Source organism: Chryseobacterium sp. RU37D, assembly GCF_900156075.1.
In the GTDB taxonomy this organism is placed as follows: domain Bacteria; phylum Bacteroidota; class Bacteroidia; order Flavobacteriales; family Weeksellaceae; genus Chryseobacterium.
In genome coordinates, this window is sequence record NZ_FTMM01000002.1 from 70,936 (window position 1) to 84,695 (window position 13,760).

General features: G+C 35.2%; 13 protein-coding genes. 7 read left to right on the top strand and 6 right to left on the bottom strand.

What is annotated here, in order from left to right; genetic code table 11:
- Positions 1-3 precede the first annotated feature (3 nt).
- From BW926_RS01245 to serS, 7 genes are all read left to right on the top strand, one after another.
- Positions 4-1,344, top strand: a complete 1,341-nt coding sequence (locus BW926_RS01245) for a 4Fe-4S dicluster domain-containing protein (protein ID WP_076443582.1) — start codon at positions 4-6, stop codon at positions 1,342-1,344.
- 84 nt (positions 1,345-1,428) lie between these two features.
- The gene (locus tag BW926_RS01250) at positions 1,429-2,214 is read left to right on the top strand and encodes a (Fe-S)-binding protein (RefSeq protein WP_076443583.1); all 786 of its coding nucleotides are present in this window, start codon (positions 1,429-1,431) and stop codon (positions 2,212-2,214) included.
- A gap of 362 nt (positions 2,215-2,576) precedes the next feature.
- Positions 2,577-3,065, top strand: a complete 489-nt coding sequence (locus tag BW926_RS01255) for a hypothetical protein (protein WP_076443584.1) — start codon at positions 2,577-2,579, stop codon at positions 3,063-3,065.
- A gap of 117 nt (positions 3,066-3,182) precedes the next feature.
- Complete coding sequence (locus tag BW926_RS01260) at positions 3,183-4,307, top strand: glycosyltransferase (protein ID WP_076443681.1); 1,125 nt, start codon at positions 3,183-3,185, stop codon at positions 4,305-4,307.
- 54 nt (positions 4,308-4,361) lie between these two features.
- Positions 4,362-5,567, top strand: a complete 1,206-nt coding sequence (locus tag BW926_RS01265) for an MATE family efflux transporter (RefSeq protein ID WP_228403369.1) — start codon at positions 4,362-4,364, stop codon at positions 5,565-5,567.
- Positions 5,568-5,637: 70 nt separating this feature from the next.
- A complete protein-coding gene (locus tag BW926_RS01270) occupies positions 5,638-6,141 on the top strand; it encodes a hypothetical protein (protein ID WP_076443586.1) in 504 nt (167 codons plus the stop codon).
- Between the two features lie 66 nt (positions 6,142-6,207).
- A complete protein-coding gene (serS, locus tag BW926_RS01275) occupies positions 6,208-7,476 on the top strand; it encodes a serine--tRNA ligase (protein ID WP_076443587.1) in 1,269 nt (422 codons plus the stop codon).
- Between the two features lie 138 nt (positions 7,477-7,614).
- On the opposite strand, the gene BW926_RS01280 is transcribed toward serS, so the two are convergent.
- From BW926_RS01280 to ccoN, 6 genes are all read right to left on the bottom strand, one after another.
- Positions 7,615-8,382: a sulfite exporter TauE/SafE family protein gene (locus BW926_RS01280; RefSeq protein WP_076443588.1), complete on the bottom strand. Its 768-nt coding sequence runs from the start codon at positions 8,380-8,382 to the stop codon at positions 7,615-7,617.
- The gene (locus BW926_RS01285; protein WP_076443589.1) at positions 8,373-8,825 is read right to left on the bottom strand and encodes a FixH family protein; all 453 of its coding nucleotides are present in this window, start codon (positions 8,823-8,825) and stop codon (positions 8,373-8,375) included. The genes BW926_RS01280 and BW926_RS01285 overlap by 10 nt, the downstream gene beginning before the upstream one ends.
- Positions 8,826-8,835: 10 nt before the next feature.
- Positions 8,836-10,290: a cytochrome c oxidase accessory protein CcoG gene (gene ccoG / locus BW926_RS01290; RefSeq protein ID WP_076443590.1), complete on the bottom strand. Its 1,455-nt coding sequence runs from the start codon at positions 10,288-10,290 to the stop codon at positions 8,836-8,838.
- Positions 10,291-10,389: 99 nt separating this feature from the next.
- Positions 10,390-11,271, bottom strand: coding sequence for a cbb3-type cytochrome c oxidase N-terminal domain-containing protein (locus BW926_RS01295; protein WP_076443591.1), 882 nt, complete (start codon positions 11,269-11,271; stop codon positions 10,390-10,392).
- Between the two features lie 9 nt (positions 11,272-11,280).
- Positions 11,281-11,481, bottom strand: a complete 201-nt coding sequence (locus tag BW926_RS01300) for a CcoQ/FixQ family Cbb3-type cytochrome c oxidase assembly chaperone (protein WP_076443592.1) — start codon at positions 11,479-11,481, stop codon at positions 11,281-11,283.
- 19 nt (positions 11,482-11,500) lie between these two features.
- Positions 11,501-13,759 (bottom strand): cytochrome-c oxidase, cbb3-type subunit I, encoded by a 2,259-nt coding sequence (ccoN, locus tag BW926_RS01305; protein ID WP_076443593.1) that lies wholly within the window; start codon positions 13,757-13,759, stop codon positions 11,501-11,503.
- Position 13,760 lies beyond the last annotated feature (1 nt).

Here is a 13,760-nt window from a genome sequence, read left to right on the forward strand (position 1 = left end):
GCAATGCAATATATTGATAATATAATTTTTCTGATTTTATTAGTTGCAGGTTTGGGGCTCTTTGCAAAAAGTCTGCGAAAGATATACAGAAACATAAGGTTAGGACGAGAAATCAACCGAAACAACAGGAAAGGCGAACGCTGGGCTACCATGGTAAATGTGGCAATGGGGCAAAGCAAAATGGGGAAACGCCCTATTGCTGGAATCCTTCACCTTTTTGTCTATGTTGGCTTTATCATTATTAATATTGAGCTTCTTGAGATCGTTGTTGACGGTATTTTCGGGACACATCGGTTTTTAGCGACAATTGTAGGGAATGGTTTTTACAGTGTCTTTACTGCAACTTTAGAAATTCTGGCTTTTTTAGTAGTAATCGGAGTTGTAACATTCTTTATCCGTAGAAATTTTTACGGTGTGAAAAGATTAACAATGAAGGAGCTTTTTGGATGGCCAAAACAGGATGCCAATTGGATTCTTATCATCGAGTTTGCTCTAATGATGGCTTTCTTCACCATGAATTCCTCAGACTATATTCTTCAGATGAGAGGTTTTGAAGGGTTTCATCATTTAGGATCTTTTCCGATAACCGAAAGATCTTTTATTCCGTTTCTTGAAGTTTTCAGCTTTGATAACGGATTTCTTTTCCTTATCGAAAGAGCTGCATGGTGGTTTCATTTTGTAGGGATTTTATTCTTTATGAATTATCTTTATTATTCAAAACATTTACATATTATCCTCGCTTTCCCTAGTACTTGGTACGCTAATCTGGAGAAAAAAGGAAAATTCAATAATCTGGAATCTGTTACCAAAGAAATTAAATTAATGATGGATCCTAACGCAGACCCTTACGCTGCTCCGGCAGAAGAGGAAACCGAAGTTTCGTCTAAATTTGGTGCAGAAGATGTTTTTGATTTGAACCAGGTGCAGCTGCTGAACGCATATTCCTGTACGGAATGCGGGCGTTGTACAGCCGTTTGTCCTGCAAATATTACAGGCAAAAAGCTTTCTCCAAGATTAATTTTAATGAAAACCAGAGACCGTCTGGAAGAAGTTGGTAAAAATATTGATAAAAATGGAAGCTTTGTTGATGACGGAAAGAAACTTTTGAATGATTATATTACAAAAGAAGAGCTTTGGGCTTGTACGACATGTAATGCATGTACGGAGGCTTGCCCGATATTGCTTGATCCGCTTTCTATTATTTTTGAAATGAGAAGATTCCTTGTGATGGAGCAGTCTGCGGCACCACAGGAGTTAAATCTTATGATGACCAATGTAGAAAATAATGCTGCGCCTTGGCAGTATAATCAGGCAGACCGTCTGAACTGGGCAACAGAAAATTAGATAATTAAACAATTTGAAAATTTGAAAATTGACTTTATAGGCGTTTTCAGATTCTCGAATTCTCACATTTTCAAATTGACAACAATGGATTTCAATATAAAAACAATGGCAGAATATGCTGCCGAAGGAAAATCACCTGAAGTTTTATTCTGGGTAGGCTGCTCGGGAAGTTTTGATGACCGTGCTAAAAAAATTACGAAAGCATTTTGCAAAATATTAAATAAAATAGGCGTTAAATTTGCTGTTTTAGGCCAGGAAGAAAGCTGTACGGGCGATCCTGCAAAACGGGCGGGAAATGAATTTATTTTTCAAATGATGGCGTTGACAAATATCGAAATTCTGAACGCTTATGAAGTGAAAAAAATCGTAACGGCTTGCCCGCATTGTTTCAATACCCTTAAAAATGAATATCCCAGCTTGGGCGGTCATTATGAGGTTGTTCATCATACGCAATTCCTTAAAACTCTTATGGAAGAAGGCAGGTTGAAAATCGAAGGCGGTGCTTTCAGAGGGAAAAAAATCACTTTCCATGATCCGTGCTATCTTGGAAGAGCCAATAATGAATATGAAGCGCCAAGAGTTTTGCTGGAAAAACTTGATGCAGAGCTTGTAGAAATGAAGCGCTGCAAAACCAACGGGCTTTGTTGTGGAGCGGGTGGTGCGCAGATGTTTAAAGAGCCGGAAAAAGGTAAAAAAGATATCAATATTGAAAGAACGGAAGAAGCGCTGTCTTTGGAACCTAAGGTAATTGCTACAGGTTGCCCGTTCTGTAATACCATGATGACAGACGGAGTAAAGCATTTTAACAAAAATGGAGAAGTTGCTGTAAAAGATATTGTTGAGCTTCTTACAGAGGCGGATGATTTGTAATGATATTGTATTATCTACCGAAGACCGATTATTTCACAACAACCGGCGAATTTTGGGCTGAATGAATATTTGGATATTATTTTAATTAAAGTATTGAAATTTAAAAGGGTAAGTTTTATATCTTTTGGGCTTTTAGAGTTGATATTTTTCTATTCTAAAGACTGGTGGATTCGTATTTTTTCAGCTTGTATTTTTGTAAATATTTATATTAAATTTTTATTTTTCCCCCACTCAGCTGGTTTGAGATTCTTTTTCGGATTTATTATTCTGCTCTTAATTATGTTTTTGTATTCATTAAGCAAAAAATATAATGGCTTTAAACTCAGGAAAATTGCTTAATTTTATACTTTAAATTATCAGAAATGAAGATTGAAGAATCAAGCATAGTAGAAACAAACGATTATAGGGTGATCATATATCCAGCGTCAAGGCCTTTAGAAACTAAAGAGGCAAAAGCAATTACAGAAAAATTGTTTGATTTTTTGGCGACTTGGGCGGCGCATGGGAAACCACTTTCCTCATCTTTTAAAATTGAAAAAAACCAGTTTATTGTTATCTGCGTAGATGAAGAAAAAGAAATGGCTTCGGGATGCAGCATTGACGCGTTAGGAAAGGCGATGAAAGAGATTGACGAGCAGTATCAGCTGGGGCTTTTCGACCGGATGAAGGCGAGCTATGTAGAAAATGGAGAGGTAAAAACGTTAAAACTTTTTGATTTTAAGTCAAAAATTAAAAGTGGCGAAATTTCTAAAGACATCCAGGTGTTTGACTTTTCAAAAAATACGTATATGGAATTTATAGGAAATTTTCTTCTGCCATTTGAAAGAAGCTGGGCTGCCGGGATTAAATAAGATTACATATAATTAATAAAAAAGAAAGTGGAACTATTCCGCTTTTTTTGCTTAAAGTATATTTATGAAAAATCCTTAAATAAATGGGATTTAGTGAAAATTATTCTAAAAACCAGAATGGCGAAAATTCTTTTTTTAACCACCGCTCACCGATATGATGATGATAGGATTTTTTATCATCAGGCAAAAGCGCTCAAAGATCAGGGAGATCAGGTGAAAATTTGCAGTTTATCGTCAGAATTTCGGGGCTTTATTGATGGTATCGAAATAGAATCTTATTCGGTTTTGGATAAGAGCACGGAAGAGAAAACGAGAGTTTTCGAAAGAGTTTGCGATTCCTTTCAGCCCGAGTATATTATTTGTTCTGAGCCTTTAGCCGTTATAGCTGCCAGGAAGTTTAAGAAAAAGAAAAAAATCAGTATTATTTATGATATTACCGAATGGTATCCATCCATGAGGATGGTTGAAAGCTTTTCATTTCCTTTAAAGGTTTTTCATGTGGTGAAATTTTTTTTAATTCAGTTATTTGCGGGCTGGATAAGCAGCCATTATATTTTTGGAGAAGAAACGAAAAAATTTCCTTTAGCTTATTTTTTTCCGTTTAAAAAGTCAATTATTTTGCCTTATTATCCGGATGATATTTATGTTCATAAGCAGATAAATACACTTGTTCCTGATAAGATTAATCTTTGCTATACAGGCCAATTTTCAGAAGAAAAAGGAGTCGGGAATTTTTTTGCTGTAATTGATAATTTAAGAAAAAAGAAGCCTGATTTGAATATTGTAATATTATTGATTGGTGGCTCCAAAAAAGAAAAAGACAAAAAATATTTTTCTGGGTTACTTGAAAAGTATAAGTTTGAAAATATTGAAATAAGAAATAATGCATCCTTTGAAGGCTTTACAAAATCATATGCTGATGCTGATATTTGTTTTGATTTACGAACGATGAATTATGAAAATCATCACTGCTTGCCTATTAAAATATTTTATTACTCGGCTTCGGGAAAACCTGTAATCTATACAAATCTTAAAGCAACAAGGCAGCATATGGATGTTTCAAAGTTTGGTTTTTTGGTTGATCCTGAGAATTATGAAGCTATTGCAGATAATATTTTACAATATATCAATAATCCTGAATTATATGCTAAACATGCACAAAATGCACGAAGAGAATACGAAAAGCATTTCAACTGGAATGTGATCAAAAGTTCATTTTTAAACTTCATCAAAAATCCATAACGTAAGATGAAGCAAAATACTATTTTAAAAACATTTTTTTCGCGGTTTTTAATATTGATATTAAATTTCGGATTGGTCATTTATTCCACAAATATGTGGGGAAGTGCAGGAAAAGGTGCTATCTCAATAGTGATTGCCAACCTTACGATCATCAGTTTTTTCGCTAATATTTTTGTGGGGAGCAGCATGACTTATTTCGCTTCGAAATACAAAACAGAGGAAATTTTACTGTTTGCGTATTTATGGTCAATTATTATTGGAGTTTTAATTTCAATTACTTTTAGTTTTAATCATGCTCTGAAGTATTCTAATTACCTGATTGCACTTTCTGTATTGTCTTCTCTTTTGGCCGCAAATATCAATTTGTTTGTCGGGCAGCAGAATATCAAAATGTTTAATTTATACACTGTTTTGCAACAGATAATTCATATTATTTTTATCATAATAATTGTCTATATCATTAAAATTACTTCCGTTGAATCTTATTTTATTGCACAGATAAGTTGTTTTACTGTTTTGTTTTTGATAAGTATTTTTCAGGTTTTAAAGTATTGTGATTTTAAAAATATTTCTTTTTCTAAAGCAATTTGTGGTAAATTATTCGATTATGGTTGGAAGACACAATTGAGCGCTTTTTTACAATTTCTTAATAATAGGGTATCTTTTTATTTCCTCGAATATTTTAAAGGTATTGTAAGTGTTGGGGTTTTTTCTGTCGGGATTGCTTTTTCTGAGGCGATCTGGACGGTCAGCCGAAGCCTTTCTATAGTACTCTATGCGGATGTTGTAAACAACAAAAATTCAAATGAAGCCATTGAAAAGACCAAAGTTTCTTTAAGGATTAGCTTTCTGATTACTTTATTGTTTATTATGGTCATGCTGCTAATTCCTGCAGAAGTGTATTCTATGATTTTTGGGAAAGATTTTAATCAGACTAAAGAAATTGTTTTACTTCTTTCACCCGGAATTTTAGCAATTGCGATAAGCAACATTATCGGGTATTATTTTGCGGGCATTAATAAGTTAAGGATTTTAAATATAAAGGCAATTATCAGCTTGATTTTTACTATAATCTCTTCGTTTTTCATTATTCCGAAATGGGGTATAAGAGGGGCTTGTGTAATTGCTTCCATTTCCTATTGTCTTTCATCTGCTTTGTTATTTTGGAGATTTTATCAAATAACAGACTTTCATTTTCAGGATTTTTTTCTTTCAAAAAAAGAATTTAATTTGCTACTGAGGAAAGTTATCAAAAGATAATTTCTGTGTACATTTTGAGTTTAAATAATTTATCATTCAAAAATTAAAATAAGTTTTTATCTTTGTAAGAATGAGGAATATTGTTTTTGGCTTTCTGGTATTTTTTTGCACATTTCTAGGCTGTAGAAACGGCGATGATGATCTTCAGGAAATTGATCAGATCTTGAATATATACATGAAAAATAGTGCCGGAAGGGATTTATTTCATATAAAAAAAAATATGACTTATTTTATATATAGCATGAATGATGTCAACGGTAATTCAGATAATGCCCCTGTGAACAGTTTCTTAAAGGCTACTGCGGATTCTACACTTTTTATAGAATATATCGCGGGTGCGAAAAGGATTGGAGTGGATACGCTGGATCTGAATAATAAAAGATATGAGTCCATAATTGCTTTAGCAATGATTAAAAGGCTGAATAACACGATTCTGGATACCATTAATGATACCTTGAAAATAGAATACCGGATGACACCCACAGTTTTTGAAGTCTCGAAAGTTTATTATAATGATACTTTGAGGTTTACAAAAACTCCGGGTTCCTCAAACGTAGTTACTATCGTAAAATAATTTTTTAAATTTGCAAAACTGTTGATTTTTTAAGCTCAACATTCTAATAATTAACATCTCAATAAAATGTTACAAGTCAATTTTTTGCGCGACAATAAAGAGCGCGTTTTAGAAGGTCTTAAGAAAAGACAATTCAAGAATCTTGAATTGGTAGATGAGGCTATTGCTACTGACGAAAAAAGAAAAAAAATTCAGTTTGAATTGGATTCCCAGCTTTCCGAAATCAACAGAATCTCCAAGGAAATAGGGATTTTAATGAAAGAAGGAAAAAAAGAAGAAGCAGAATTATCAAAATCTAAAACAGCGCAATATAAATCGTCCAGCAAAGAATTGGAGCAGGAACTGGATAATGTGGAGCTTGATTTGATGAATATTCTATATCAAATTCCCAACATCCCAAATGAACTGGTGAAGTATGGTGCTTCTGCAGACGATAATGAAATTATTTATCAGTCTCATGATGTAAAAGGTCTCGGCGAAGGTGCAATCCCTCACTGGGAGCTTGCCAAAAAATATAATATTATTGATTTTGAACTTGGAGTGAAAATTGCCGGTGCAGGTTTCCCTGTTTATCTGGGAAAAGGAGCAAGACTGCAGCGAGCTCTGGTTCAATATTTCTTGGATAAAAATGTTGAAAAAGGATATTTGGAAGTAAATCCACCTCATGTTATCAATGAGGCTTCCGGTTACGGGACAGGGCAATTGCCTGATAAGGAAGGGCAGATGTATTATATTGAGGAAGATGATTTGTATTTAATTCCGACCGCAGAGGTTCCGGTGACGAATTTATACCGCGATGTTCTTTTCAACGAAAAAGATTTGCCGATCAAAAATACAGCATTCTCTCAGTGCTACAGAAGGGAAGCTGGAAGCTACGGGGCCCATGTAAGAGGTTTGAACCGTCTTCACCAGTTTGAAAAAGTAGAAATCGTAAGAATTGAAAAACCAGAAAATTCTTATGCAGTATTGGAAGAAATGGTAGAACATATCAAGGAAATCTTAATGGATCTTGAATTACCTTTCAGAATATTAAGGCTTTGCGGCGGTGATACAGGCTTTGCTTCTGCCATGACTTACGATTTTGAAGTTTGGAGTGCGGCTCAGGAAATGTGGCTGGAGGTAAGTTCAGTTTCTAATTTTGAAACTTTTCAGGCTAACAGGTTGAAATGCCGTTATAAGGCAGATGGAAAGTCTCAATTGGTTCATACACTGAACGGTTCTGCAATGGCGCTGCCTAGAATTATGGCTGCTTTGCTTGAAAATAATCAAACTGTAAATGGAATAAAGCTTCCGAAAAAAATCGCTGAATATGCGAGATTTGATGTTATTAATTAGATTATCATACTTAAAAATAAAGAAAACTCCGAAAATTTCGGAGTTTTTTGTTTGCAAATTATTATTTTCTGTCATTTAAAAAGAAACCTAGCAGGTTTTTAAAACCTGTTAGGTTTGTGCATGTAAAATCAGATTTAATTAATGACAATTAACCTTCCTATGATCATGTGTGCTGTGGTCACTGGGTAAATGGCAATCCCCCTGATTGTCTTTGGAAATCGTCATCGCTTCGGCTGGTGGAGAAATGTAAGGAATTCCCAATTCCAGGCCTCTGACAATAAATAATCCTCCTAAAATGATCATGACAACAGGGATCACCTTTAAAACTTTTATTCTGAATGCCTGACTCATTAAATTTCCGGCTAAAACCACCGCAAACATGAAAGGAAATGTTCCTAATCCAAATAAAGCCATATACAAAGCTCCCTGCCAAATTCCTCCGCTTGCAAGACTGGCTGTAAGAGCCATATAGACCATTCCGCACGGCAAAAATCCATTTAATAATCCTGTCGTGAATCTTGAGCGGTAATCTGCTCTTTGAAGCAGTTTTCCTAAATTTAATTTTACTTTAAATAAAAACTTAGAAAAAAATGGAATTTTTGAAGCAAAATCTTTACCTCCAAAAGAAAAAACAGCCATTACGATCAACAAAATTCCAACACCTATTGTCAAATATCTTTGAAAACCTGCCATCTCAAAGCCCTTTCCAATAATTCCCAAAATGGCACCCAAAAGAGAATATGTTAAAATTCTTCCGAATTGGTATGTGAGATTTTGAAGGTAATAATTGGTAGCCTGTTGTTTAGTTAATCCCATCGACAGAGCAATAGGTCCGCACATTCCTATACAGTGGAATCCGGAACCGAAACCGAGAGCGATTGCCGATATAATAAGTGTTATTTCCATATCACGTCATAATCCATTCTATAGTCTGTTTTGCCCTTGGTCCAGCTTAATCTTAATGTATAGTTTCCCATTTTCATTACCTGAGCGGGGATTAAAAAAGATTTAGTGGAATCAAGCTGTACAGATTTATGTATATCCAGATTCTCGTCGTCAGTTCTGTTTAAAACAAATTTTACCGAGGTATTAGAATTGTCGTAGTCTTTCGGGAATGTTATTTTAATTCCGTTTTTATCCTGGCTGTAAACCGGTTTTTCCTGCAATTGGTCGGCTCTTTTTTTGGCGTCAATTACATCCTGGTATTTCAATTCTTCTTCATAGTAATTATCTGTTACCATTTCGGAGTTTTTCTGCCCGTTCGGGAAAAGAAACAACATGGATAAAATAAAAGCTATAAATGCAAATAATGCGATGACAACACCGTGTCCCCAACTAAAGTTTTTCATTTTTAAAAAATTAAAATTGTAGTTTAAATGGTCCTTCAAAATAGGTCTGGTAAGAGTCTACGAGTTTCCCCTTCATATCATAAACACCGATGGTGATATTCTGTTTAGAAAGATTCATCTCATTTTCAGGGAAGTTGATATTGATGGTTCCTTTCGTGATCTTATCTCTTTCTACAGTAATTTTGCTTGATCCGGAGTAGATGACTTCACCGTGTTTTGGGTCTACTACCTTAATGGTTACGATTTTCTTTTCATTGGTTTTGTTTAAGAAAGTGTAATTGTAGGTATTGGTAATTTTTCCGTCATGTACAAAGAATGTGCTTCCTGCAGGTTTGATGAATTTGGCTTCCATTTCTCCTCGATTGTAAAGCAAGAATCCAAGAAATCCAATCAATAATGCAAGAACAACGGCAAAGCCTTTCATTCTTCCTGTAAATTTGAAATCTGTTTCTTTCTCAATTTCGTTTTCAGAAGCATAACGAATCAGTCCTTTTGGTAGACCTACTTTTTCCATTACTTCATCGCAGGCATCAATACAAGCTGTACAGTTGATACATTCTAATTGTTGTCCGTCTCTAATATCAATTCCGGTAGGACAAACCACAACGCATTGGTGACAATCGATACAATCTCCTTTTCCGGCTGCTTTTCTGTCTTCGCCTTTTCTCCATTTTGCTCTGTTTTCCCCTCTTTTAAAATCATAGAAAACATTGATGGTATCTTTATCGATCAAAACTCCCTGCAATCTTCCATATGGACAAACCAGCGTACAAACCTGCTCTCTGAACCACGCAAATACAAAATAAAATGCAGCAGTAAAAAGAACCATAATGATGAAATTCGAAGGGTGAGCAAAAGGTCCTTCTGATATAATCCTGAAAATTTCTTTGTATCCAACAATATACATGAGCATAAAGTGAGTGATAACTAAAGAAATTACAATGTAAATTGACCATTTCAGACTTCTTTTCCAGATTTTTTCACTGTTCCACTCTTGTCTGTCCAGCTTCATTTGCTTGTTTCTGTCACCTTCTATTAAATATTCAATTTTACGGAAGATAGATTCCATAAAAATTGTCTGAGGACAAATCCATCCGCAGAAAATTCTTCCGAATGCAATCGTAAAAATGATGATAAATATTAATGATGCAATAGCTCCTAAAGTAAGGATAAAAAAGTCTTGTGGATAGAATGGCTGTCCAAAAATGAAAAACTCTCTATCGATAACGTTGAATAAAAAGAATGGATTGCCATTTATTTTCATGAATGGCACTACAAAATAAATGATTAATAAAATATAGGCTACAATGCTTCTATAATTGGTATACTTTCCTTTCGGCTTTCTCGGAAATACCCATTTTCTCTTTCCGGATTGCTCCATTGTCCCTATAGAATCTCTGTAAGTCTCAGGGTCCAGAACCTGTCCCTGTCCGCCGCGTACTTCTATTTCTTCTATGTCTGACATTTTAGTAATGTTTTAAAAAAAGAAAAACATAATTCGTTACTATTTTTTAATCTAATAACAAATTATGTTTTTTCATATGTTTTAATTTTTTATTTAAAATTATTCTTTTTCCCAATGAGCTTCAGTTCCCTGAGGAGCTGCTCCACCTTGAGCGGGTGTTACAGGAGGTTGTTCTTGGTTGATGTGGTAAACATACGCTGCAATTTTTTCGATTTCAGCACCAGAAACTTCTCCGTTTTTACCGAATGGTCTCATTGCAGGGTTGTTAGGCGAACCATTCCAGTCCATATGGAATACGTTTTTGAATAACGTTTTTTCTGGCTGGTTAATCCAATAGTTATCAGTAAGGTTTGGTCCGATACCCCCACTACCATTTTCTTTGTGGCAAGAAGCACAGTTTGTTTTGAATAATTCTTTACCTTCTGCGATGTTATCTGCTGAATATTTAGCAGTTTCAATTGTTACAGGAGGCTGAGATTTTTGATATTCTTCAATGCTTGCTAATTGCTCCTTATATTCTTGCTCATACTCGCTTAACGGGTGAGCGAAATTTGTGAAAGAGAATGCGCAGATATATACAATACAAAAAGCAGTCCCAAAATAGAATAAACCTACCCACCATTTTGGTAAAGCATTATCAAGCTCCATAATTCCGTCGAAACCATGGTCGATAAGAATATCCTTTTCTTCAGCTGCAGATTGCTTTTTGAATGCTGCATTGTATAATCTTTTTAGATAAGGAACTTTTTTCTCAGCTAAATAAGCTGCTTTCTCTTCTGGAGACAATTTTTTGAATTTGTTATTCTCAATCAAGTCCCCGATCGCACTGTGGATGTATGCTAAAATACCAGCGATTACTACAGTTCCCCAGAAATATGGTGATCCTAAGAAAGCATAACTTTGTACAAACAGATAATAAAAAACTATTAAAAGTCCAATTATTATTAAAATGTTTACAACAACCGGTGTTCTTTGTTTCATAATAAGTAGTTAATTTTTTAAATTAAAATCATTATTTTCATCATCCTGCAGAGGTGCTGCTTCTTCTTCTTTGTAATATTTTTTAGGCCTGCTAAAAACATAAATTACTAAAGCGATGAAGAACAGCAAAAAGAAAATCAGAGCCAAGGTCTGGTAGAAACCAGCATTTTCTGTATTGGATAATATGTCTTTAAAGTTCTGAGGTATCATGGTATGATACTTTTAATATTTAGTTATTACTTGCTGTTTTTATTTCAGTTGTTTTGATATCTGTTCCTAATCTTTGAAGGTAAGAGATTAGAGCTACGACTTCTTTTTTCTCCAATTCTCCTTTAGGTCTTTTAGCATAAGCATCTTTTAAGTCTGATGCTTCTGAGAAGATATCTCTTACAATTTTAGTAGCCTGCCCATCTGCCCATGAATTTGCAGAATCGATTTCTGCTTTTGTGTAAGGCACATCAAATGCACTCTTCATTAGCTTCATTTTATCAACCATTTTAGATCTGTCTAAGTCTGTGTATGCTAACCAAGGGTAACGAGGCATGATAGAACCTGCAGATGTAGATCTTGGGTTGTACATGTGCTTATAGTGCCAAGAACTTGGGTTTTTACCACCTTCTCTTTGCAAATCCGGTCCTGTTCTTTTAGATCCCCAAAGGAATGGTCTGTCATAAACAAATTCCCCGGCTTTAGAATACTGTCCGTTTTTCCCGTTGAATCTTGTAATCTCATCTCTGAATGGCCTTACCATCTGCGAGTGACAAGCATTACATCCTTCTCTGATATAGATATCTCTACCTTCTAATTCCAGTGGAGAATATGGTTTTACTGCTGAAATGGTAGGTACACTTTTCTTCAAAGATAGAGTAGGGATAATTTCCACCATACTACCGATTGAGATCGTTAATAAAGATAAAATACCTAATAATACAGGAGTTCTTTCCAACCAAAGGTGAGTTCCTTCTCCTTCTTTACGTTTAGGGCTAACATTTGCCAATGCCGGAGCTTCTGCAGGGACATCTTTCTGGAATGATCCTTTTCTTACGGTAGCAATAAGGTTTACAACCATTAATAATGCTCCTGAAAGATAGAATAAACCTCCTACGAATCTCATTTTAAAGTAAGGAATAATAGCTGTAACTGTATCCAACCAGTTTTTCCAAACTAAAGTTCCGTCCGGATTAAATTGTTTCCACATTAACCCTTGAGTGAAACCTGAAATATACATTGGTACCGCATAGAAAATGATACCTAACGTTCCTAACCAGAAATGCCAGTTAGCTAATTTTGTAGAATATAATTTAGTTCTCCACAAGATTGGGATCAAATAATAGATAACACCGAATGCCATGAAACCATTCCATCCAAGTGCACCTAAGTGTACGTGGCCAATAACCCAGTCTGTAAAGTGACCAATTTTATTAATATTTTTTGTTGCCAAAAGCGGTCCTTCGAAAGTTGCCATACCATAACACGTAACAGCTACAACGAAGAATTTCAAAATAGGATTTTCTCTTACTTTATCCCAAGCTCCTCTCAATGTGAGAAGTCCGTTTAGCATACCTCCCCAAGATGGTGCAATAAGCATGATAGAGAAACCTGTTCCTACCGCCTGAGCCCAAGCCGGTAAAGCTGTATACTGAAGGTGGTGAGGACCAGCCCAGATATATACGAAGATTAATGACCAGAAGTGAATAATAGATAATTTATATGAGAATACAGGTCTGTCTGCAGCTTTAGGTAAGAAATAATACATCAAACCAAGAACCGGAGTTGTTAATACGAAAGCAACCGCATTGTGACCGTACCACCATTGTACAATGGCATCTTTTACCCCTGCATAAGCTGAATAAGATTTCCAACCTGTGAAAGATAATGGAACTTCCAAGTTATTAAAGATGTGTAGCATTGCTACTGCGATCCAAGTACCGATATAGAACCAGATTGCTACATAAAGGTGTCTTACTCTTCTTTTTGCAATAGTTAAGAACATATTTGCCCCGAAAATGATCCATGAGAATGCGATTAAAATATCGATAGGCCATTCATGCTCTGCATATTCTTTAGAGGTGTTGATCCCCATAAAGAATGTGATATAAGTTACAATGATCATGATCTGCCATGTCCAGAAGTGGATCCATGACAACGTATCACTGTACATTCTTGTTTTTAATAATCTCTGTAATGAGTAATAAACTCCTACATAAACAACATTCATTACGAATGCAAAAATCACAGTGGTTGTGTGCAGCATTCTGATCCTTCCGAATCCAAATGCCCCATGTGTATTTATTAAGCCCTGAATGCCACCACCAATACTCTTTATGGTTGTGTCATCTGTTCCAAAAAAGAATTCCGGAAGCTCAGGGTAGAAAAGCATTAATGCAGCTGTAAGCCCAAACAAAAACCCTATGATCCCGAAAACTACGGTCGCATAAAGAAATGCCCGGACAATACTGTTGTCATAACTAAACTTTTGTGTTTCCATA